At 73.7% G+C, this 20477-nt stretch carries 20 protein-coding genes and 2 pseudogenes; 8 read left to right on the top strand and 14 right to left on the bottom strand.

Annotation, left to right across the window (positions count from 1 at the left end):
- Nucleotides 1-67 precede the first annotated feature (67 nt).
- Nucleotides 68-421, top strand: coding sequence for a VOC family protein (locus CCN39_RS39910; protein WP_086851295.1), 354 nt, complete (start codon nucleotides 68-70; stop codon nucleotides 419-421).
- On the opposite strand, the gene CCN39_RS39905 is transcribed toward CCN39_RS39910, so the two are convergent.
- From CCN39_RS39905 to CCN39_RS39880, 6 genes and pseudogenes are all read right to left on the bottom strand, one after another.
- Entirely contained in the window at nucleotides 418-1419 is a 1002-nt protein-coding gene (locus CCN39_RS39905; protein WP_086851293.1) for a proline racemase family protein, read from the bottom strand. The genes CCN39_RS39910 and CCN39_RS39905 overlap by 4 nt on opposite strands.
- Nucleotides 1420-2331 carry a dihydrodipicolinate synthase family protein gene (locus CCN39_RS39900; RefSeq protein ID WP_086851292.1) on the bottom strand — a complete coding sequence of 304 codons (912 nt, stop codon included), beginning with the start codon at nucleotides 2329-2331 and terminating at the stop codon, nucleotides 1420-1422. It abuts the gene before it with no gap.
- Nucleotides 2328-3611: an FAD/NAD(P)-dependent oxidoreductase gene (locus tag CCN39_RS39895; protein ID WP_086851290.1), complete on the bottom strand. Its 1284-nt coding sequence runs from the start codon at nucleotides 3609-3611 to the stop codon at nucleotides 2328-2330. Before CCN39_RS39895 ends, CCN39_RS39900 begins: the two co-directional genes overlap by 4 nt.
- Nucleotides 3608-3874, bottom strand: coding sequence for a (2Fe-2S)-binding protein (locus CCN39_RS39890; protein ID WP_086851288.1), 267 nt, complete (start codon nucleotides 3872-3874; stop codon nucleotides 3608-3610). Before CCN39_RS39890 ends, CCN39_RS39895 begins: the two co-directional genes overlap by 4 nt.
- Nucleotides 3871-5038: pseudogene (locus tag CCN39_RS39885) on the bottom strand (NAD(P)/FAD-dependent oxidoreductase). The gene CCN39_RS39890 and the pseudogene CCN39_RS39885 overlap by 4 nt, the downstream one beginning before the upstream one ends.
- A 52-nt stretch (nucleotides 5039-5090) precedes the next feature.
- Complete coding sequence (locus CCN39_RS39880; protein ID WP_086851286.1) at nucleotides 5091-5705, bottom strand: helix-turn-helix domain-containing protein; 615 nt, start codon at nucleotides 5703-5705, stop codon at nucleotides 5091-5093.
- Nucleotides 5706-5848: 143 nt separating this feature from the next.
- On the opposite strand from CCN39_RS39880, the gene CCN39_RS39875 reads away from it, so the two are divergent.
- Entirely contained in the window at nucleotides 5849-6322 is a 474-nt protein-coding gene (locus CCN39_RS39875; RefSeq protein ID WP_341867725.1) for a methyltransferase, read from the top strand.
- Between the two features lie 68 nt (nucleotides 6323-6390).
- Here the strand turns inward: CCN39_RS39875 and CCN39_RS39870 are convergent, their stop codons facing one another.
- The gene (locus tag CCN39_RS39870) at nucleotides 6391-6690 is read right to left on the bottom strand and encodes a DUF1540 domain-containing protein (protein WP_086851284.1); all 300 of its coding nucleotides are present in this window, start codon (nucleotides 6688-6690) and stop codon (nucleotides 6391-6393) included.
- Between the two features lie 123 nt (nucleotides 6691-6813).
- Nucleotides 6814-8829: a phosphocholine-specific phospholipase C gene (locus CCN39_RS39865; protein WP_086851282.1), complete on the bottom strand. Its 2016-nt coding sequence runs from the start codon at nucleotides 8827-8829 to the stop codon at nucleotides 6814-6816.
- Between the two features lie 176 nt (nucleotides 8830-9005).
- Between CCN39_RS39865 and CCN39_RS39860 the strand changes: the two genes are divergently transcribed.
- From CCN39_RS39860 to CCN39_RS39850, 3 genes are all read left to right on the top strand, one after another.
- Nucleotides 9006-9542 (top strand): MarR family winged helix-turn-helix transcriptional regulator, encoded by a 537-nt coding sequence (locus CCN39_RS39860; protein ID WP_086851280.1) that lies wholly within the window; start codon nucleotides 9006-9008, stop codon nucleotides 9540-9542.
- Entirely contained in the window at nucleotides 9539-9937 is a 399-nt protein-coding gene (locus tag CCN39_RS39855) for a nuclear transport factor 2-like protein (RefSeq protein WP_086851278.1), read from the top strand. Before CCN39_RS39860 ends, CCN39_RS39855 begins: the two co-directional genes overlap by 4 nt.
- 149 nt (nucleotides 9938-10086) lie before the next feature.
- Entirely contained in the window at nucleotides 10087-10413 is a 327-nt protein-coding gene (locus CCN39_RS39850; protein WP_086851275.1) for a lycopene cyclase domain-containing protein, read from the top strand.
- A 240-nt stretch (nucleotides 10414-10653) separates the two neighbouring features.
- Here the strand turns inward: CCN39_RS39850 and CCN39_RS39845 are convergent, their stop codons facing one another.
- Complete coding sequence (locus tag CCN39_RS39845) at nucleotides 10654-11841, bottom strand: MFS transporter (RefSeq protein ID WP_086851273.1); 1188 nt, start codon at nucleotides 11839-11841, stop codon at nucleotides 10654-10656.
- Nucleotides 11842-11952: 111 nt separating this feature from the next.
- On the opposite strand from CCN39_RS39845, the gene CCN39_RS39840 reads away from it, so the two are divergent.
- A complete protein-coding gene (locus CCN39_RS39840) occupies nucleotides 11953-12711 on the top strand; it encodes an ArsR/SmtB family transcription factor (RefSeq protein WP_086851271.1) in 759 nt (252 codons plus the stop codon).
- Here CCN39_RS39840 and CCN39_RS39835 read toward each other — a convergent pair.
- From CCN39_RS39835 to CCN39_RS39825, 3 genes are read right to left on the bottom strand one after another with little or no spacing between them, the layout of a single operon-like run.
- A complete protein-coding gene (locus CCN39_RS39835) occupies nucleotides 12668-13414 on the bottom strand; it encodes a succinate dehydrogenase/fumarate reductase iron-sulfur subunit (protein ID WP_086851269.1) in 747 nt (248 codons plus the stop codon). The genes CCN39_RS39840 and CCN39_RS39835 overlap by 44 nt on opposite strands.
- Nucleotides 13411-15333, bottom strand: a complete 1923-nt coding sequence (locus CCN39_RS39830) for a fumarate reductase/succinate dehydrogenase flavoprotein subunit (protein WP_086851267.1) — start codon at nucleotides 15331-15333, stop codon at nucleotides 13411-13413. The genes CCN39_RS39835 and CCN39_RS39830 overlap by 4 nt, the downstream gene beginning before the upstream one ends.
- The gene (locus tag CCN39_RS39825; RefSeq protein ID WP_086851265.1) at nucleotides 15333-16076 is read right to left on the bottom strand and encodes a succinate dehydrogenase cytochrome b subunit; all 744 of its coding nucleotides are present in this window, start codon (nucleotides 16074-16076) and stop codon (nucleotides 15333-15335) included. Before CCN39_RS39825 ends, CCN39_RS39830 begins: the two co-directional genes overlap by 1 nt.
- Before the next feature lie 29 nt (nucleotides 16077-16105).
- Between CCN39_RS39825 and CCN39_RS39820 the strand changes: the two genes are divergently transcribed.
- A complete protein-coding gene (locus CCN39_RS39820; RefSeq protein ID WP_086851263.1) occupies nucleotides 16106-17041 on the top strand; it encodes a LysR family transcriptional regulator in 936 nt (311 codons plus the stop codon).
- Here CCN39_RS39820 and CCN39_RS39815 read toward each other — a convergent pair.
- Entirely contained in the window at nucleotides 17034-17876 is an 843-nt protein-coding gene (locus CCN39_RS39815) for a TIGR03619 family F420-dependent LLM class oxidoreductase (RefSeq protein WP_086851261.1), read from the bottom strand. The genes CCN39_RS39820 and CCN39_RS39815 overlap by 8 nt on opposite strands.
- A 29-nt stretch (nucleotides 17877-17905) precedes the next feature.
- Entirely contained in the window at nucleotides 17906-18316 is a 411-nt protein-coding gene (locus tag CCN39_RS39810; RefSeq protein WP_086851259.1) for a YkvA family protein, read from the bottom strand.
- Between the two features lie 123 nt (nucleotides 18317-18439).
- On the opposite strand from CCN39_RS39810, the pseudogene CCN39_RS39805 reads away from it, so the two are divergent.
- Nucleotides 18440-20477 (top strand): annotated as a pseudogene (locus CCN39_RS39805) (cation-translocating P-type ATPase); the annotation flags it as partial.

The following is a 20477-nucleotide window of genomic DNA, read 5'->3' as shown; positions in this document are numbered from 1 at the left end:
CGGCGCCCCGGCCGGGCAGCCCGCGTGTCACCCGCCCTGCCAGCAGCCCGGCTGGCAGGATCGGCGCATGGAACGTGTGCTCGGCATCGGCGGGTACTTCATCCGCGCCGCGGATCCCGCCGCCCTCGCCACCTGGTACCGCGACTGCCTCGGGCTCGACACCGACGAAAACGGCCTCTGGCAGCAGCAGCCCGGCCCGACCGTCTTCGCGCCGTTCGAGGCCGGGACCGACTACTTCGGCTCCGCAACCCAGCAGACCATGCTCAACTTCCGGGTCCGCGACCTCGACGCCATGCTCGACCAGCTCCGCGCCCGCGGCGCGAACGTCGCCGACGACACTCAGGACATGGACGGCGTCGGCCGGTTCGGCTGGGTCACCGATCCCGAAGGGCACCGGATCGAGCTCTGGCAGCCCGCCTAGAGCACGAATCCCGCCGGGAACGGGTCCGACGGGTCGAGCAGGTACGTCGCCGTGCCGGTGATCCACGCCCGGCCGGAGAACTCCGGCACCACCGCCGGCACGCCACCCACCGTCGTCTCGGCGACCAGGGAGCCGGTGAACGTCGTGCCGATGAACGACGAGTTCTCGAACGGCGTGTGCAGCGGCAGCTCGCCGCGGGCGTGCAGCTGCGCCATCCGGGCGGACGTCCCCGTGCCGCACGGTGACCGGTCGAACCAGCCCGGGTGGATCGCCATCGCGTTCCGCGACGCCCGCGCGTCCGAGCCCGGCGCCAGGAACTGGACGTGCTTGCACCCGCCGATCAGCGGGTCCTCCGGGTGCTTCGGCGGCCGCTGCTCGTTGATCGCGGCCATGATGGCCAGTCCCGCCGACAGGATCCGGTCCTTCTCCGCCCGGTCGAACGGGATGTCCACAGCAGACAGGTCGAGGATGGCGTAGAAGTTGCCGCCGTAGGCGAGGTCGTAGCGGACCGTGCCCAGGCCCGGCACGGAGACCTCGGCGTCGCGCTCGGCGAGGAACGACGCCACGTTGCGCAACTTGACCCGGGTGGCGCGCCCGTCCTGGACCGTGACCTCCGCGTGCACCAGCCCGGCCGGGGTGTCCAGGCGCACCACCGTCGTCGGCTCGGTCACCTCGACCATGCCCGTCTCCACCAGCACCGTCGCCACGCCGATCGTGCCGTGGCCGCACATCGGCAGGCAGCCGGACACCTCGATGTACACCACGCCCCAGTCCGCGTCCTCGCGGCAGGGCGGCTGCAGGATCGCGCCGCTCATCGCCGAGTGGCCGCGCGGCTCGTTCATCAGGAACTGCCGCAGGTGGTCCAGGTGCGCCATGAAGTACCGGCGGCGCTCGGCCATCGTGGCACCCGGGATCGGGGCCACGCCGCCGGTCACCACCCGGGTCGGCATGCCTTCGGTGTGCGAGTCGACCGCCGTGATCGCGCGCGAGGAACGCATCTACGCCACCCCCAGCGCCGCGAGCGCACGGCCCATGTCCGCGCGGACCTGCTCGCGGTGGACGTCCGAAAGCGGGCCTCGCGGCGGCCGGCACGGCCCGCCGCGCCGGCCCACCATGTCCATCCCGAGCTTGATGGCCTGGACGAACTCGGTGCGCGAATCCCACCGGAACGCGGCCACCAGCGGTTCGTAGAGCGCCCTGGCCTCCTCGAGCTTGCCCGCCGTGGCCAGCTCGAACAGGCGCGCCGACTCGGCCGGGAACACGTTGGGGAACCCGGCGAACCAGCCGGTGGCCCCCATCAGCAGGCTCTCCAGGACGACGTCGTCGGCGCCGCTGATCACGGCCAGCTCCGGGGCCCGCTCCCGGATCTCCAGCACGCGGCGGACGTCGCCGGAGAACTCCTTGACGGCCACGACGTTGTCGATCTGCGCGATCTCGGCGAGCAGGTCCGGCGTGAGGTCGACCTTGGTGTCGAACGGGTTGTTGTAGACCATCACCGGCAGCCCTGCCGACGCGACGGCCTCGAAGTGGGCGAGCACCTCGCCGCGGTTGGCGCGGTAGAGCGTCGGCGGCAGGCACAGCACGCCGTGCGCGCCGTCCTCGGCCGCCGCCTCGGCCCAGTACCGGGCCTGGTGCGCGCCGGGTCCGTGGACACCGACGACGACGATCCCGTCCGTCCCGACGGCCTCGATCGCGGTGCGGGCGACGCGGCGGCGTTCCTCGTCGGTCAGCGAGGAGTACTCGCCGAGGGAACCGTTCGGGCCGACCCCACGGCAGCCGTTCCCGACCAGCCACCGGCAGTGCTCGGCGTAGGCGTCGTAGTCGACGGCCAGCCCGGCCGGCGCGGCGTCGTCGGCCCGGTACGGCAGCGCGGCGGCGACGACCACGCCGCCGAGGTCGCGGGTGCTCATGGGATCTCCTTCGGCTCGGCGAGCTCGCCCAGGCGGATCGGCTGGGCGATCGGACGGTGGTGCCGCTCGGTGCTCCCGCACAGTTCGGCGACGGCGGGGCCGCACATCCGGCCCTGGCACGGGCCGAGGCCGGCGCGGGTGCCGAGCTTGAGCGCGTGCGGACCGGGGGTGGCCGGGTCCGCGGCGGCGCTTTTCAGGTCGCCGCAGGTGGTTTCCTCGCAGCGGCAGACGACGGTGTCCTCGCGCAGCCAGCCGGGCCACGCCGCGCCGATCGGGTGGGCGGCGGCCAGGCGGCGGGCGAAGGCACGGGCGTGGTCACGCCGTTTCACCAGCGCGCGGCTCGGCGTCCGCCCGGCGGCGGCCCACCCGGCGACCGCGCCTTCCGCAGCGGCGGCGGCCGCACCGCCGATGCCGGTGAGCTCCCCCGCGGCGAACACCCCGGCGACGCCGGTGCGCTGGTCGTCGCCGACCCGGACGAACCCGCCGTCGAGGACGCAGCCGGCCGCGACGGCCAGTTCGGGCTGCGGGACGAAGCCGTGCCCGACGCAGAGGGCGTCGACCTCGTAGGTGCGTTCGGTGCCGGGCACGACCGACCAGTCCGCGCGGACGCGGGCAGTGACGGCTTCGCGGACCCGGTCGTCGCCGCGGGCTTCGATCACCGCGTGGCCCATGCGGTACGGGACGCGGTGCCGGGCCAGGGTGCCGGCATGACGAACCAGTTCGTTCACCTTGCCGACGTGCGCCGCCGCGCGCCACGACCATCCGTTGAGGACAGTGCGCGCCGGGTTCGCCTCCAGGACGGCGAGTATTCCGGCGCCGACGGCCAGCAGGGACTCGGCGACCGGCAACAGGAACGGCCCGGCCCCGGCGACGAGCACCCGCCGTCCGACGGCGACCCGCTCCCCCTTGGCGAGGGCCTGCGCGGCGCCCGCGGTGAACACGCCGGGCAGCTGCCAGCCGGGGAACGGCAGGACCCGGTCGTGCGCGCCGGTGGCCAGGACCAGCGCGTCGGGTTCGAGGGTGTGGCGATGCCGGTTCGTCCCGTCGGCCGGGCCGCGCAGGACGTGGACCCGCTTGCCCTCCAGGGCCCAGACAGTGGCTTCCGGCCACCACGTGCACCGGTCCAGGAGCGCCGCGAACCGGTGCGAGGCTCCGCGGTGGTACTGCCCGCCCGGCGCGTCCGCCTGGTCCAGGACGGTGACCTCGGCGCCGGCGGCGAGCGCGTGTTCGGCCGCCGCGAGCCCGGCGGGGCCGGCGCCGATGACGACGACGTGCGTCACGCGTCCTCCTCCCGCGTCTGGGTCCGGATCTCGTCGCCGTCGGCGGCGCGACGGCGGCAGGCGCGGACGTCGGCGACGCCGTTGACCGTGAGCACGCAGTCGAAGCAGGCGCCGATCCCGCAGAAGACCCCGCGTGGCGCGCCGGACCGCGTGGTGCGCCAGGACAGCCGGCCCGCGGCGAGCAGTACACCGGCGACGGTCTGCCCGGCGAGCCCGGTGACGGTCTCGCCGTCGACGGTGATCGCGATCGGCCGCCCGCTCACGCCAGCACCGCCGGACGGTCCACGGTGAACTCTGCCACCGGCATCGACGGTGGTGCTCCCGTCAGCAGTTCGCGCAGCAGCCGGGCCGTCCCGACGCTCAAGCCGATCCCCGCCCCTTCGTGTCCGGTGGCGTGCCAGAGGTTCCCGAGCCTCGGATCTTCCCCCAGCACCGGCAGGTGGTCGTCGACGTACGGCCGGAAGCCGCCGTACGCGCGCATCACCGCGGCGTCGGCCAAGGCCGGGAAGAGCCGGACGGCCTTGGCCGCGATCGCGCCCAGCACGTGCGGCCGGATCGTGTCGTCGAACCCCACCCGGCGGCGGGACGAGCCGATCAGCACCGTCCCGCCGTGCGTCGACTCGACCACGGCCGACGTCTGCAGTTCGCCGCTGCCCGTGCCGACCGCGCCGACGTAGTCCGCGTCGTAGACCTTGTGCCGCACCACGCCCGGCATCGGCGTGGTCACCAGGACCTCGCCGCGCCGGGGGCGGACCGCGATCGGCGCCTCCAGCCGGGCCGACAGTTCCCCCGCCCCACGGCCCCGCCGCGTTCACCACGACGTCCGCCTCGACCACTTCGCCTGCCACGTGCACCCCGGTGATCCGGCCGCCCGCCATCCGGGCGCCGGTGACCTCGGCCCCGGTGCGCAGCCGGGCGCCGTGGCGCAGCGCCGAACCCAGCAGCGCGAGCGCGGCGGCGGCCGGCTGCACCTGGGCGTCCTCCGGGTAGCGGACGGCGGCGGTCAGCTGCCGGGTGAGCGCCGGCTCGGCCGCCGCGACGTCCGCCGCATCGAGCCGCTCGGTGCGGACCCCGGCCGCGGCCTGGGCCCCGGCGAACGCGAGGAGCGCGCCGGCACCGGCTTCGGTGGTGGCCACGACGATGCCGCCCTTCGGGTCGAACTCCGTCGCGGCCGCCGCGCGCGGGTCGTCGTCGGCGATTTCGGCCAGTACCCGCGGCCAGAGCCGGGCCGACAGCTGTGCGAGCGCGAGTTCGGCGCCCGGTCCCTTGTCCGAGACCAGGAGATTGCCTTCGCCGTGCGACGTGGTGCCGCCCGCGGGCCGGCCACGGTCGAGGACCAGGACGTCGAAGCCGGCGCGGGCGAGTTCCCGGGCGCACGCCGCACCGACGATGCCGGCGCCGATCACCACCACCCGCGTTCGGTTCATCGACCCTCCAGCGTTCGGTATAGCGAACGATAGGTCTCGGTCGGGACGGGTGTCAATCCGGCAGGACGGGGTGCGGCCGGCCGTCGAGGCGTTCGTCCGCGCGGTACTGCAGCAGCAGCACCGACTGCACCGGACCGTCCGGCGCGGTGTAGCTGTGCGGCTCGCGGGCGTCGAACGCGACGTAGTCGCCGGGCCCGAGGTCCACGCTCCGCCCGGCGACCTCGACGCACAGCCGGCCGGCCTGCACGACGGTGTGCTCGACGCCGACGTGGCCCTGCGAGCGCTGCGGCGCGTCCCCGCGGACGAGCTGGTCGTACACCTCGAAGACACTGTTCTCGGCCTCGATCCGGCGCAACGGCCGCAGGTCGACGCCCTCGCCGCGGAGCACTTCGACCTCGGCGGCGCGCACGACGGTGAGCCCGCCGCGCGGGCGGTGGTCGAGCAGGTCGGAGATGGCCACCTCCAGGACCCGGGACAGGCTGAAGACGGTCTCGATGGTCGGGTTGCCGGTGCCGCCTTCGAGCTGCGACAGCGTCGCCTTGCCGATGCCCGACCGCCGGGACAGCTCGGACAGCGACAGGCCGCGCGCCGCCCGCGCCGCGCGCAGGTTGACCGCCAGCATGTCGCGGATCGACGGACCGCCATCAGCGTTCGGTAAAGCGTCCATCAGCGACGCCTTTCGTTCGGTTTGACGATCGCCATGATGCCACGCCGTCGCCACGCTCGACCGGTGAAGCAGTCGATTCTCGCGATGGCCGACCTGGCCACGCCCATGGCCATCGGGTAGCGGCGACGCTCGGCCTCGCGGACCTGCTGGAGACGGTCACCACCGGCACGCCTGCCTACGAACACCGGTACGGCGGCGATTTCTGGACCGACATCGACGCCGAACCACGGCTGCGGCGCTCGTTCGACGCCCCGATGAACTGGCGGTTCCAGGCGCAGGCGCCACAGATCGCCGAGCGCTTCGACTGGAGCCGCTTCCCCCGGATCGTCGACGTCGGCGGCGGGGACGGCTTCGCGCTCGCCGAGATCCTGCGCGCCCACGCGGCGGTGCACGGCTCGGTGCTGGACCTGGCCCCCTCGGCGGCCGCGGCGGCGGAGCGCTTCGCGGCGGGCGGGCTCGCCGACCGGGCGGGAGTGGTGCCCGGCAGCTTCTTCGACCCGCTCAGGCGCGGGGCTGCGGCCTGGTCCTGCGCGGGACGACGGAGGTGTCCGGCGGCCGGACGGCCCTCGAGTTCGGGGTGGCACCGGAACCCGGCTGACTCGGATGCGCGGCCTTGAACGGCTCGTTCCCGGCAGCAGAGATCAGGAACGAGCCGTTCAGGACGCGGGCGGCAGCCCCAGCGGCGCTACCTCGTCGTGTACGTCAGGCAGTTCGCCGCGTGGCCGCCGTCGCCGGGGCCGACCCGGATGTTGTCCGCGGTGCACTCCAGCGACGAGTTGTGCCGGCAGTCCACCCGGGAACAGGCCCCGACCTGGGCCACGACCCGGTCCAGGCCGCCCTTCGTGTTCAGCGGGACGAACGTGCCGCAGTCCGCGGAGCCGTTGTCGCCGCCGACGGTGATCGCGAACGCGTGGCAGCCGTCGTGGTTGTACGAGCAACCGCTGACCGTGCACTCGTGCACGGCCGGCATCTCGGTGGTGGTCATCAGCGCTCCTGGTTCCGTGGTGGGAAAACAGTCGGTTCCCCGACGCTCCCACCACGGAACAGGCCCCGCAACACTCGCGGACGCGGCCGGGTGAACCCGGCCGGGTGACAGATTCGATCTTGCTCAGCGCGTGCGCGTGTTCGGGTCGCTCGTGCTCGGCCGCCCCGTCTCGACGTGGCCCGCCAGGCGGCGCAGGAAGCGCGGGTCGCGGTCCGAAACCACCGAGACGTCGTACCAGTTGCCGCTGCGCCCCGTGTCCACCACCTCGACCACGCGCGCGCCCGGCCGCAGGAGCCGCGACGTCGAACGGCGGGCGTACGCGTCGGTCAGCGTGAGCCGCACCGGCGTGCTGCCGCTGTTGGTCAGGACCAGCGCCAGGTTGCCGCTGCGCCCCTCCGGACGCGCGCTCACCTCGGGCCCCGCCACGGCGCCGCGGAACTGCCGGACGAACCCGTTCGGCCCGTGCGCGGTGTAGTCGTAACCCCCGGAGACGGGCAGCGTGGCGGCGAGCGAGCAGCCCGCACCCGCCGTGTACGTCCACGGCTCGCCGCCCGGAGACGTGACGTAGAACGTCGCGCCCGCCCGGCCCTGGTTGACGAACGTCAGGCGGAAACCGTCCCCGACCCGGGCGTCGGCGGCCAGGTCGTACGGCAGGGCCCGCGCCGGCCGCAGCCCGGGCTCCTGCTTCGGCAGCACGGCGTCGGCCGGGACGGCGGGCACGTAGTCCGGGTGCCGCTTGCGGTCCGGCGGCTCGTAGGCCGCCGTGTCCGGCAGGGCGGGCACCCGCGCGTCGGTCCGGGCGAAGTCGAACGCCGAGGTCAGGTCGCCGCACACCGAGCGGCGCCAGGCCGAGATGTTCGGCTCGGGCACGCCGAAGCGCCGTTCGACGAACCGGATGATCGACGTGTGGTCGAACGTCTCCGAGCAGACGTAGCCGCCCTTGCTCCACGGCGACACCACCAGCATCGGCACGCGCTGCCCGAGCCCGTACGGGCCGGCCGGGTTCGCCGCCGAGCCGGCGAAGATCTCCCCCGCGGTATCCACAGTGGACTGGCCGGCCGTCGCGTACGGCGGGACGACGTGGTCGAAGAAGCCGTCGTTCTCGTCGTAGGTGATGAACAGCGCGGTCTTGCTCCACACGTCCGGGTTCGCGGTGAGCGCGTCGAGAACCTGCGCGATGTACCAGGCGCCGTAGTTCACCGGCCAGTTCGGGTGCTCGCAGAACGCCTCCGGCGCGGTGATCCAGGAGACCTGCGGCAGTTGCCCGGCCTTGACGTCCGCGCGCAGCCGGTCGAAGTAGCCTTCGCCCGCCTTGGCGTTCGTGCCGGTGCGGGCCTTCTCGTACAGGGCGTCGCCGGGCTTCGCGTTGCGGTAGGAGTCGAAGTACAGCAGCGAGTTGTCGCCGTAGTTGCCGCGGTAGGCGTCCTCGATCCAGCCCCAGCCGCCGGCGGCGTCGAGGCCGTCGCCGACGTCCTGGTAGATCTTCCACGACACCCCGGCCTGCTCCAGGCGCTCGGGGTAGGTCGTCCAGGAGTAGCCCTTTTCGTCGTTGCCGAGGACCGGGCCGCCGCCCTTGCCGTCGTTGCCCGTGTACCCGGTCCACATGTAGTAGCGGTTCGGGTCGGTCGAGCCCATGAACGAGCAGTGGTAGGCGTCGCAGATGGTGAACGAGTCGGCGAGGGCGTAGTGGAACGGGATGTCCTCGCGGGTCAGGTACGCCATCGTGGTCGAGCCCTTCGCGGGCACCCACTTGTCGTAGCGGCCCGCGTTCCACGCCGCGTGCGTGTCGTTCCAGCCGTGCGGGAGGTCCTGGATGAACTGCAGGCCCAGGTTGTCCGCTTCGGGGTGGAACGGCAGGATGTCGCGCTTGCCGTCCGACTGCGCCCAGACCGGTTTCCCGTTCGCCAGCGTCACCGGCCGCGGGTCACCGAAACCACGGACCCCGCGCAGGGTGCCGAAGTAGTGGTCGAACGACCGGTTTTCCTGCATCAGCACCACGACGTGCTCGACGTCCCGCAGCGTCCCGGTCCGGTGGTACGCGGGGATCTCCGCCGCGCGGGCGATGCTGGTGGACAGCGCGGAAAGGGCGGCAGTACCGCCGGCGAGCTGCAGAAAACGTCGTCGGTTGACGTCCGTCATGGGGACTCCGGGGGGTCGTGGTGGCGAGCCGGGTCAGTATGGGCGGCGAAAAGCGAACCTGTCCCGGGACCGAGGCTAACGCCGGGCGAAACCCTGGTTAACGCCTGCGAGCGGACAGGCCCCGGACAGAGTTGTTGACAGAGATACGGAAGTACGTACTAATGTAGTGCCTCACTATGAATGACGTACTCAACTTCGCCCGGGACGAGGACGACCGGCTCTACTCCCCCGAGGTCCGCGGCGCGCTGGCCGCGTTCACTCTCGGCGAAGACACCGGCGTGCTCGAAGCCGCGGCTGCCGTCCGCACGGCCGCGCGGAGCCTCGAAGGGCTGCGGTCCCGGGGCACCGACAGCCGCGGCCTCAGCCCCGGCGCCCTCGACATCCTGATCCGGCTCGCCACCGGCGGCGCGAACATCAAGGACCTCGCCGCGTCCGCCGGCGTGAGCTCCCGGAACGTGACCGGCCTGGTCGACACGCTCGAACGCGCCGGGCTCGCCGAGCGCGTCCCCGACCCGCACGACCGGCGGTCGGTGCAGGTCCGGATCACCGCGGACGGCGAGACCTGGCTGGCGGAGTTCCGCCGGCCCTCGCAGCTGGCCATGGCCGCGCTCTTCCGGGGCTTCACCGCCGCCGAGACGACCCAGTTGCGGCACCTGTGCCTGCGGCTGGCCGAGAACCAGTACCACCTCACCCGGCACCTGGAGGACCGATGACCACCCGCACCAGGGAAACCGTGCAGGCCTACCACCGCGCCCGCTTCGACGGCGACGTGACCGCCGCGGCCGCGCAGCTGGCCGGCACGTTCACCTTCCGCAGCCCGCTGATCGAATCCGCCGACACGCGCGGCCATCTCGACGGGCTCGCGGGATTCGTCGGGATCGTCACCGGCGTCGAGATGATCAGCGAGCTCTACGGCGACGCGGAGGCCACGCTCGTCTACGACGTGCACACCGCGACGCCGGTCGGCGTCCAGCACACCGCGGAGCACTTCCGGTTGCGCGACGGGAAGATCGAGGCCATCACGCTGATCTTCGACGCGACGCGCTGGCATCCCCTGATGGCAGCGGTGACCCGCCCGGATGCCCGGGTTGTGGAGACCACGGGCTGAGCTCGAACACCGGGCGGGCACCGCCGGGACCGGTGTACCCGGCGCCGGCGGCGGCAAACAGCGGTTGCCTGCGGGATTCCGGGATCCGGGGCAGAATTCCCGGGTGCCTGACGAACCGCGCGACCGCACCCGTCCCGGAGCCCGCTGAGGTGGGCCGCGCGGAATACCTGATCGTGCTGGGCGTGTGCGTGGTCGTGACGCTGCCGATCGAACTGGCCGGCGCGCGGGTGTACCGCCGGCCGGGCCGGCTGGTCCGCGCGGTGCTGCCGGTGGCGGGCGTGTTCCTCGTCTGGGACGCCCTGGCCATCGCGGCCGGCGTCTGGCACTTCGACCCGGCGTTCGTCACCGGCCTGCGTGCCCCGTTCGGGATCCCCTTGGAAGAAGTCCTCTTCTTCGCCGTGATCCCGGTGTGCGGTGTCCTGACCTACGAAGGGGTCGGCCTGACCGGGCGGCTGCTGCGGCGGCGGCGGCGGTGATGCCGTGGAATCAGGCCCGCCTCCGCTCAGCGGAGGTCCGAGGGGGGTCGACCTGCGAGCGGAGGCGGGAGTTCGAGGCCGGTACGGGGGTCGCCTCGCGGCGAACGGCTCAACACGGCTCCAGCGTGACCGGTATTCCGTGAAGGCAAGGGGTGAGGCCCGGGGACACCGCCGTACCGACACTCTGTACAACGTCCCGGCCCCGCTGGTGTTCCGGACCGCGAGCGTGACGTGCGTCGCTCAGCCGGCCGCCACGGGCTGCCGGGTCCGGACGGCCCAGCGGGTCAACGCGGGCACGGGCGCGACCGCCGCGAGGAACACCGCCGCGACGAGCAACCACCCGGGGCCGCCGAGGCCGCCGACCGCGAGGGTGAACACGCCGGGCCCCACCATCTGCACGGTGGCCGTGGCCGCTTCGGTGACACCCTGGTAGGCGCCCTTGGCGTCTTCGCGCATCAACCGCACGGACAGGCCCCAGTTGGCGGCCACGTACGCCAGTTCCCCGACGACGTGCAGCACCGCGGCCAGCCCCACCACCGCGACGGCGGCCGCCCCCGAGCCGCCGGACGTCGTGGCGAGCAGTGCACAGCCGGCCGCGAGCACCGTCCCGGACACCACCGCCGTTCTCGCGGCCTGGCCTGCCGTGCGCGCGAACCGCGCGAACGGCACCTGGAACACCGCGATGCCGACCGAACTGATCACGACGACGACCCCGCCGAGGCCCAGTGGCAGGTGCGTCCAGCGGGACAGCCACAGCGGCAAGCCGGCCGACAACATGGCCCAGCACAGCGAAAGCACGGCCGTGGCCGCGGTGACGCACAGGTAGGGCCGGTCCTTCAGCACCGCCCGGGTCGCCGTCTTTCCCGCGGTCCGTGCGGGTGCGGGCACCAGCAGGGTCGCGCCGGCGAGGACCAGGAAGCTGACGGCGTTCCCGGCGATGGCCAGGGTGTAGGCCCACCGGGCGTCGGCCGTGAGCACCAGGGCGCCGAGCCCGGCACCGGCGGCGTACCCGACGTGCTGGGCCACCCGTTGCCGCGCCAGCGCGCGCACCCGCTCGGCCGGCTCGGCGACCAGCGCCGTGACGAGCGCGGTGCGCACCGCCGTCCCGCCGGTGGCCAGGGCGGTGAACGGCACCGTGACGGCCAGGAACGACCAGGTGCCGTCCACCGCGAGGTAGCCGGCCATCGCGGCGGCCCGCACCACCGTGAGCACGACCAGCACCGGCCGCGCGCCCGCCCGGTCGGCGAAGGCGCCCAGCGGTACCGCGGCGGCCATGCCGACCGCGCTCGCGACGGCCAGCCCGGCGCCGACCGTGACCGGCGGGAGCCCGGCGATCCGGGTGAGGTACAGCGCCCAGATCGTGAACCAGAGGCCGTCACCGAGGGCGGAAACCCCGCGACCCCACAGAAGACTTCGCAGCCCGGCCATGCATCCACCCTTCATGAAGACGTGAAGGGTAATTCCCCGGCCGGCTGGTTGCAAACATCATTCACGTACTCGTGAAGCGTGCTAGGCTCGCGCGCGGCGGAAGGAACGGTGATGGGCGGACTGGTCGATGCGGGCAACGCCGTCCAGGGCGCGATCGTCGAGCTGACGCGCGAACTGGCCGACCCGGTGCGGCTCACGGCCCTGCAGGTGCTGGCGGCGGAAGGCCCGCACACGATGGTGCAGCTGGCCGACGCGCTCGGGGTGACCGCACCCCGGCTGGGCAACCACCTGGCCCGCCTGCGGGCGGCCGGGCTGGTGACGGCCGAACACACCGGGCGGCACGCGGTGTACCGCGTCGGCCGCGAGGACCTCTTGGGCGTGCTCACCGCCCTCGCGCACTACGCCGGCAACGAGGGCATCACCCCGCCGGATCGGGCGGAGTCGGGCGCGGACCTCGCGCACACGTGTTACGACCACGCGGCGGGCCGCCTCGGCGTGGCGGTGTTCGCCCTGCTCGTCTCGCGCGGAGCGGTGCGGCAGCCGGACGGTTCCGCCGCCGACGTGGCCCTCGGCGACGACCTGTCGGCCTTCCGGGACCTGGGTGTCTCGCCGTCGGAGATCGATCCCGGCCGGCGGCGGCCGGCGACGGCGTGCCTCGACCGGACCCACCGCGTTCCGCACCTCGGCGGGATCCTCGGCCACGAGGTCCTGGCGGCCTTCCTGGCCGACGGCCTGGTCCGCCGCGGCCCGGAGGACCGCGAGCTGCGGATCACCCCGCGGGGGCACCGCCGGTTCGGTGAGCTGCTGCCGGACTTCCGGCCGGTCGTCAGCGCCGCCCGGAGCGGGTCGCGGCGAGGTACTCGCGGTTGAGCGTCGCGATGCTCGCGAACGGGATCCCCTTCGGGCACGATGCCACGCACTCCCCCGTGTTGGTGCAGCCGCCGAAACCCTCGGCGTCCATCGCGTCCACCATGTCGAGCACCCGGCTCGCGCGTTCGGGAGCGCCCTGCGGCAGCAGGCTCAGGTGGGTCACCTTCGCCGCCGTGAACAGGGTCGCCGAGCCGTTCGGGCACGCCGCCACGCAGGCGCCGCAGCCGATGCACGTCGCGTTGTCGAAGGCCAGGTCCGCGTCCGGTTTCGGCACCGGGGTCGCGTGCGCGTCCGGCGCGCTGCCCGTCGGCGCGCTGACGTAGCCGCCCGCCTGGACGATCCGGTCGAGTGCCGAGCGGTCGACCACCAGGTCCTTGACGATCGGGAAACCCTTGGCGCGCCATGGTTCCACATCGACGACGTCGCCGTCGGCGAAGGAGCGCAGGTGCAGCTGGCACGCCGTCGTGCGCTCGGGGCCGTGCGCCCGGCCGTTGATCACCACGCCGCACGAGCCGCAGATGCCCTCGCGGCAGTCGTGGTCGAACGCCACCGGCTCGTCGCCCGCCTCGATCAGCCGCTGGTTCAGCACGTCCAGCAGCTCGAGGAACGACATGTCCGGGCCGACGCCGTCGACCGGGTAGGCGACCAGCCGCCCTTCCGAGGCCGGGCCGGCCTGCCGCCAGACGCGGACGGTGAGTTTCATGTGTAGCTCCGCTGGGTCGGGTGGACGTGCTCGAAAACCAGTTCCTCGCGGTGCAGCACCGGCTCGGCGCCGTACTCCCACGCGGCGACGTGCGCGAAGTTCCCGTCGTCCCGCAACGCCTCCCCCGACGACGTCTGGTGTTCTTCGCGGAAGTGCCCGCCGCACGACTCCTCGCGCGCGAGAGCGTCGACGAGCATGAGCTCGGCCAGCTCCAGGAAGTCGGCGACGCGGTTCGCCTTCTCCAGCTCCTGGTTGAGCTCCGCGCCGCCGCCCGGGATCCGGACGTCGCGCCAGAACTCGGCCCGCAGCTCCGGCACCCGCTCCAGGGCCTTGCGCAGGCCTTCGCGCGTCCGGGACATCCCGCAGTGGTCCCACATCAGCAGGCCCAGCTCGCGGTGGAACGAGTCGACCGACCGCGTCCCCCGCACCGCCAGGAGCCGCGAGATCCGCTCGCGCACCTCGCTCTCCGCTTCGCGGACCGCGGCAGCGGGGACGTCGTCGAGCCGGGTGCTGCCGAGGTAGTCGTTGACCGTCGCCGGCAGCACGAAGTAGCCGTCGGCGAGGCCCTGCATCAGCGCCGACGCGCCGAGCCGGTTGGCGCCGTGGTCGGAGAAGTTCGCCTCGCCGATCACGAACAGCCCGGGGATCGTGCTCTGCAGGTCGTAGTCCACCCAGAGCCCGCCCATCGTGTAGTGGATGGCCGGGTAGATCCGCATCGGCACCGCGTACGGGTCTTCCGCGGTGATGCGCTGGTACATGTCGAAGAGGTTGCCGTAGCGGGCTTCGATCGCCGCCCGGCCGAGCCGCGCGATCGCGTCGGCGAAGTCGAGGTAGACGCCGAGACCGCCCGGCCCGACGCCGAACCCGGCGTCGCAGACGTTTTTGGCCGCTCGCGAGGCGATGTCGCGCGGCACGAGGTTGCCGAAGCTCGGGTACAGGCGCTCGAGGTAGTAATCTCGCTCGTCTTCGGGGATCTCCCCCGGCGGCCGGGTGTCGCCGGCGAGCTTGGGGACCCAGATGCGGCCGTCGTTGCGCAGCGACTCGCTCATCAGCGTCAGCTTCGACTGGTGTTCGCCCGAGCGCGGGATGCACGTCGGGTGGATCTGGGTGAAGCACGGGTTCGCGAAGTAGGCACCGCGCTTGTGCGCCCGCCAGATCGCCGTGGCGTTCGAGCCCTTCGCGTTCGTCGAGAGGTAGAAGACGTTGCCGTACCCGCCGGTCGCGAGCACGACGGCGTCCGCGAGGTGCGTCGTGATCTCGCCGGTGACCAGGTCGCGCGCGACGATGCCGCGGGCCCGGCCGCCGGCCACGACGAGGTCCAGCATCTCGGTGCGCGCGTGCAGCTCGACGTTCCCGGCGTCGATCTGCCGGGACAGCGCCTGGTACGCGCCGATCAGCAGCTGCTGGCCGGTCTGGCCGCGCGCGTAGAACGTCCGCTGCACCTGCACGCCGCCGAAGGACCGCGTGTCCAGCAGGCCGCCGTACTCCCGGGCGAACGGCACGCCCTGGGCCACGGCCTGGTCGATGATCTGCGCCGACACCTGGGCCAGCCGGTACACATTGGACTCGCGGGCCCGGAAGTCACCACCCTTGACCGTGTCGTGGAAGAGCCGGTACACCGAGTCGCCGTCGTTGCGGTAGTTCTTCGCGGCGTTGATGCCGCCCTGAGCCGCGACGGAGTGCGCGCGCCGCGGCGAGTCCTGGAAGCAGAACTGCACGACGTGGTAGCCCTGCTCGGCCAGCGTCGCCCCGGCCGAACCGCCGGCCAGCCCGGTGCCCACGACGATCACCCGGTGCCGGCGCCGGTTCGCCGGGTTCACCAGCCTGGCGGCGAACTTCCGTTCGTCCCAGCGGTTTTCGAGAGGCACGGCGGGCGCCTTCGTGTCGGCGATCGGGTCGCCCACGCGGTAATCGGACATCAGTGCACCAGTCCCGTCATGATCGCGACCGGGACGAGGGCGTAGCCGCCCGCGACCACGACCGCCGTCGTGCTGCCGAAGATCTTGATCGCGCGTTCCCGACGCGGGCGGGTGACGCCCAGCGTGCGTGCGGCGCTGGCGAACCCGTGGTGGATGTGCAGGCCCAGCATGGCCAGGGCGACGAGGTAGATCAGGTTGACCCACCAGACCTGGAAGTCCGCGACGAGGTTGTGGTACGGGTCGCCGGGGACGAAGTCCTGGTTCACGGTGCCGACGGTGAAGTCGAGGATGTGCCAGACGACGAACACCGCGAGCGTCGCGCCGCCCCAGCGCATCGTCCGCACCGCGAAGGTCGCGCGCGCCGGCGGCCGGTGGACGTACCGGACCGGCCGGGCCCGGCGGTCGCGGCGGGCCAGCTGCACGGCCGCCGTGACGTGCAGGACCAGCGCGGCGAGCAGGACCGCGCGCTGGAGCCAGAGGAACCATTCGCGGCGCAGCACCGGTTCGCCGATCGTGCGCAGCCAGCCCGCGTAGTGGTTGAGCTCGTCGGCGCCGAGGAACGTCTTGAGGTTGCCGACCATGTGCGCGAACACGAAGGCGAGCAGGAGCAGGCCGCTCACCGCCATGACGGCCTTCTTGCCGATCGTCGAAGCCCAGAAGCGCCGGGCGGCGGAGCGCCGGTGCGGGACGAGGGTGGTCACCCGACCGACGTTAGGAGCGCGTCGACCAGAGGTCAAAGACATGATGGCTCTGCTATCGATAGGCTGACCCTATGCAGTTCCAGCAGCTGGCCTACTTCGTCGCCGTCGCCGAGCACCGGCACTTCACCCGCGCCGCCGAACAGGTGCGGGTGGCCCAGCCGTCGCTGTCCCAGCAGATCCGCGCCCTCGAGCACGACCTCGGCGCGCCGCTGTTCCACCGGATCCGCGGCAACGTCACGCTCACCGAGGCCGGCGAGACGCTGCTGCCGATCGCGCGGCGGATCCTCGCCGACACCGAAACCGCGCGGCTGGCCGTCCGGGAGCTGGCCGAGCTCGACCGCGGCCGGGTCCGGCTGGGTGCGCCGCCGAGCCTGTGCACCGGCCTGCTGCCGTCGATGCTCGCGGCGTTCCGCCGCCGGTACCCGGGCATCCAGCTGGAGCTGCACGAAAGCGGTTCGGGCGACCTGCGGCAGCGGCTGGCCGAGGGCGCGCTCGACCTGGCGCTGCTGGCCGGCGCCCGGACGACGGCCGACGCCGGCCTGACGGCGACCCCGCTGCTGCTGGAGGAGCTGGTGGTGATCTCCGCCCCGGACGCGCCCATCGCGGGTGACCGCCTCGGCATCGGCGAGCTCGCCGACGTCCCGCTGGTGATGTTCCGCCGCGGCTACGACGTCCGCGAGGCGACGGTCAACGCCTGCCGCGCGGCCGGGTTCGAGCCGTCGTTCGCGATCGAGGGCGGCGAGATGGACGCGGTGCTGGAACTGGTCCGCGCGGGCGTCGGCGCGGCCGTGGTCCCGAGCACGGTGGCCGGCGACCGGTTCCGGATGACCCGCTTCACGCCCGACGCGGGGATGACGCGCGTGGTGCAGCTGGCCCACCGCGCCGACCTCGAACCGACCCGGGCGGTGCGCGCGCTGCGGGCGGCGATCGCGGGCTTCGTGGCCGACCGGGCCCGGCGGGCGAGCCTGCCGCCGGGCATCGAGTCCCTGGTGGACGACGTCAGCTGAGGCCGAACCGCTCGGCGAACTCGGCCATCTCGTCCCGCCTGCGGCCGGGTTCCGCCGTGCCCGGCGTGACGACGACGCGGGTCACCCCCTGCCGGGCCAGTCCGGCCACGTCCTCTGTGGACATGCCGAGCGATCCCCACCGCGTGTACTGGATGGTGTCCGGGTCGCTCGTGGTGGCCCGGACGAGCTCGAACTGGCGGCGGCGCTCGTCCGCCGTGAGCGCGCCGCCGGGGAAGTACCCGTCACCGCGCCGTCCCGCCCGCCGGGCCGCGGCCGGGCTCGAACCGCCGACGTGGATCGGCAGGGTGCGGACACCGACCGGCTTCGGGAAGCTGCTGACCCCCTCGAAGGAAAAGAACTCGCCATCGAAGGAGACGCCTTCTTCGCCGCCCGCCCACACCAGCCGCAGGACGTCGATGGCCTCGTCCGCCCGGCGGCCGCGGGTGGCGAAGTCGACGCCGGCCGCCCGTGCCTCGCCGGGCAGCGCCCCGACGCCGACCGTGAGCAGGCGCATCCGCCCGCCGGACAGCACGTCGACCGTCGCCAGCCGCTTGGCCAGCACCACCGGGTGGTGGTAGGGCAGCAGCAGGACACCGGTGCCCAGCAGGATGCGGCTGGTGACGGCGGCGACGAAGCTCAGGCACTCCAAGGGGTCCGCGTACGGCAGGGACGGCGGCAGCTCCATCGGCCCGATCTTCGCGCCCGGGTACAGGGCGACGTGCTCCGGCAGGTACAACGACTCGAACCCGCACTCCTCCGCGTCCCGGGCGAACCCGGCGATCGTTTCCGGGTCGGCGCCGAAGAAGGGGCTGCTGTAACTGATTCCGAACTTCACCTTCGAGAAGCTAGACGTTGCCGTAAACGTCAAGGCAACCTCGTCAGGCGGGCGAGGGCGGCGAACCCGTCGTCGGTCCCGGGCCAGTGGGCGCGGACGGCCTCGAGCCCGGCACGGCGCACGACCGAGCGCAGGACGGCGCTGACGATGATGGCGTCGTCGGCGTACCCGAGCACCGGGATGAAGTCCGGCACCAGGTCGATCGGCAGCGCGAGGTAGGCCAGCAGGAGGCCGAGCCGGATCCGGACCCCGCGCGGGAGGGTCTGGTCCGCGGCCAGCCTGCGGACCAGCCGCAGCACGTCCGGCAGCAGCCGCAGCGCCTCCCGGAGCAGCCCGCCGCGCGGCCGGACGACGATGAGCGCGACGACGAGGGCGGCCCACGCGAGCAGCAGCGCGGCCGCGGCACCGATCAGCAGGTCCCACCAGAACGACCCCGTCACCCGCGCGAGGCTACGTCCGCCCGCCACCGGGGTCCAGCTCCGTCGCGCGATCAGGGCGTGCGGGTTTTGACCTCCGGCCACCGGGGAACGCGGAACGGACAGGATCGGCAGGCGGAGGTCGGTGTGCTCGGTGGGTTGGCCGCGGTGACGAAGATGGGGATGACGCTGGCCCTGGCCGGCCCGGTCCTCATCACACGGCAAGCGAAACGAGTGCTCGGCCCGCTCGCCGGGGAACTGGTCACGGGGGCGGCCGGGACGGCGGCGGAGGCGACCCGCACGAGCAGCCGCACCGCCGTCCGCGCCGCGCGGGTCGTGCGCAACGCCGCGGGTCCGCGCTCCGCCGTGTGGCGCGCGGGACGGCGGCTGCACGTCCCGCTGCGGCCCACCGGAGACCGTCCGGACGGCTCGGCCTTCGCCGCCGAGCTGGCCGCGCACGCCGACGTCGCCGGCGCCTACTGGGACGGCGGGCTCGGCAGTGTGGTCCTCCACCTGGCCGACGAGACCGCCGCCGACCGGGTTCTCGACTGGGTCGCCGGCCGCTGCGAGCGGCACGGGCTGACGCCGGCCGAGCCCGGTGACTCCGCCCCGGCCCACCCCGGTGACACCTACGGGGTGCGGACGGCGGCGCTCGCCCTCGCGATGGACGTCGCCGGCCTCGCCGTTTCGGTCGGTACCCGGGCGGTGCGTTCCGGACGGCTGCACGAAGCCGTGCGCGCGGCCGTGTCCGCGGCCCGGGAACACCCGGCCGTCCGCGCCGCGCTGGACGAGCAGTTCGGCTGGTACACGGCCGAACTGGCGCGCTCGGGCGTGTCCGCCGCGGTGCGCGGGCTGAGCCAGGACCCCCTCGAACTGGTGCTGGACGCCCTCCTGCGCACCGGGCAGCTCACCGAGGCGATCGCCCGGCTCACCGCGTTCGACGCCCACCACGACGACCTCTGCTCGCCGGAGCGGCCCAGCCTCGGCGTGACACCGGCCGAGCGCCGCGTCCGGATCCCCATGGAGGACTACGCCCGCAACGCCGTCGGCGGCGGACTGCTCGCCGCGCTCGCCGACCTGCTGGTGCGCCGCAACCCGCGAGAAGCCGCCGAAGCGTTCCTCGCGGCGTCGCCGATGCCCGCCCGGTACGCCGACACCGCCTTCCACACCGCGATGGGCACCGCGTTCGCCCGCGAAGGCGTGCTCGTCCGCGACCCGGACCGGCTCAAGGCACTGGACACTGTGGACACCGTCGTGCTGCACGCCGACGCGCTGCACGGCGAGGACGGCCTCGATCCGCACGCCGAAGCCGTGCTGGACGCGGCCCGCCGGGCCGAGGCGCGGGTGGTCATCGCCGGCGACGGCGCCCGCGAGCGGCTCGGCGAGTTCGCCGCGCTGGCCGACGACGTCGCCGAGGAAACGTTCTTCGGGCTGGTGACGCGGCTGCAGGACGAAGGCGGGGTCGTGCTCACCGTCGGACGGCCGCCGGCCGCGTGCGCCCCGAACTGCGACGAGGTGGCGGGCCTGCTCGCCGGAGACCTCTGCGTCGCCCTCGCCGACCGCAACGCGCCGGTGCTCTGGGGCGCCGACCTCGTCGTCCGGCCGGGCCTGACCGGCGTCTGGCGCGTGCTGCGGGCGGCCGGTGCCGCCCGCGTGAACAGCAAGCGGGCCACCCGGGTGGCGACCGCGGGCGGCCTGATCGGCGGGCTGCTGCTGATGTCCCGCCGCCGCCGGACGCTGGTGCCGTTCGTGCCCCGGCTGGATCCGGTGCTGCTCGGCGGGCTGACCGGCCTGACGATGGGCACGCTCGCCGCGGTGCGGGTGGCCGCCGCACGGCCCCCGGCCGGCCGGACCCGGATCGCCTGGCACGAGCTGACCGGCGAGGAGGCCGTGCAGCGCCTCGCCGACGCGGAAACCGAGCCCACACACTGGGAACTGACGACCCGGCGGGTGCGCGCGGTGGCCGGTGCGGTGGCCCGGCACCCGGCCGCGGCGCCGGTCCGCTTCGGGACGGGCCTCGCCGCCGACGTCGTCGCCGAGCTGAACGACCCGCTGACCCCGGTGCTGGCCCTCGGCGCGGTCGCTTCGGCGGTGGTCGGCTCGCCGGTGGACGCGCTGCTGGTGGCCGCGGCGATGGGCCTGAACGCCGCGGTCGGCGGCGCCCAGCAGTTCCGCGGCCGCCGCG

Source organism: Amycolatopsis kentuckyensis, assembly GCF_002155975.1.
Classification (GTDB): Bacteria; Actinomycetota; Actinomycetes; order Mycobacteriales; family Pseudonocardiaceae; genus Amycolatopsis; species Amycolatopsis kentuckyensis.
This window is presented reverse-complemented; position numbering and strand designations above follow the sequence as displayed.

What these genes read in the sequence shown, in the direction of transcription:
- CCN39_RS39830 (WP_086851267.1), bottom strand. Translation starts at nt 15,333, where the DNA reads ATGTCCGATTACCGCGTGGGCGACCCGATCGCCGACACGAAGGCGCCC.
- CCN39_RS39845 (WP_086851273.1), bottom strand. Translation starts at nt 11,841, where the DNA reads ATGGCCGGGCTGCGAAGTCTTCTGTGGGGTCGCGGGGTTTCCGCCCTC.
- CCN39_RS39865 (WP_086851282.1), bottom strand. Translation starts at nt 8,829, where the DNA reads ATGACGGACGTCAACCGACGACGTTTTCTGCAGCTCGCCGGCGGTACT.
- CCN39_RS39860 (WP_086851280.1), top strand. Translation starts at nt 9,006, where the DNA reads ATGAATGACGTACTCAACTTCGCCCGGGACGAGGACGACCGGCTCTAC.
- CCN39_RS39855 (WP_086851278.1), top strand. Translation starts at nt 9,539, where the DNA reads ATGACCACCCGCACCAGGGAAACCGTGCAGGCCTACCACCGCGCCCGC.
- CCN39_RS39840 (WP_086851271.1), top strand. Translation starts at nt 11,953, where the DNA reads ATGGGCGGACTGGTCGATGCGGGCAACGCCGTCCAGGGCGCGATCGTC.
- CCN39_RS39825 (WP_086851265.1), bottom strand. Translation starts at nt 16,076, where the DNA reads ATGTCTTTGACCTCTGGTCGACGCGCTCCTAACGTCGGTCGGGTGACC.
- CCN39_RS39835 (WP_086851269.1), bottom strand. Translation starts at nt 13,414, where the DNA reads ATGAAACTCACCGTCCGCGTCTGGCGGCAGGCCGGCCCGGCCTCGGAA.
- CCN39_RS39820 (WP_086851263.1), top strand. Translation starts at nt 16,106, where the DNA reads ATGCAGTTCCAGCAGCTGGCCTACTTCGTCGCCGTCGCCGAGCACCGG.
- CCN39_RS39900 (WP_086851292.1), bottom strand. Translation starts at nt 2,331, where the DNA reads ATGAGCACCCGCGACCTCGGCGGCGTGGTCGTCGCCGCCGCGCTGCCG.
- CCN39_RS39910 (WP_086851295.1), top strand. Translation starts at nt 68, where the DNA reads ATGGAACGTGTGCTCGGCATCGGCGGGTACTTCATCCGCGCCGCGGAT.
- CCN39_RS39905 (WP_086851293.1), bottom strand. Translation starts at nt 1,419, where the DNA reads ATGCGTTCCTCGCGCGCGATCACGGCGGTCGACTCGCACACCGAAGGC.
- CCN39_RS39880 (WP_086851286.1), bottom strand. Translation starts at nt 5,705, where the DNA reads ATGGACGCTTTACCGAACGCTGATGGCGGTCCGTCGATCCGCGACATG.
- CCN39_RS39870 (WP_086851284.1), bottom strand. Translation starts at nt 6,690, where the DNA reads ATGACCACCACCGAGATGCCGGCCGTGCACGAGTGCACGGTCAGCGGT.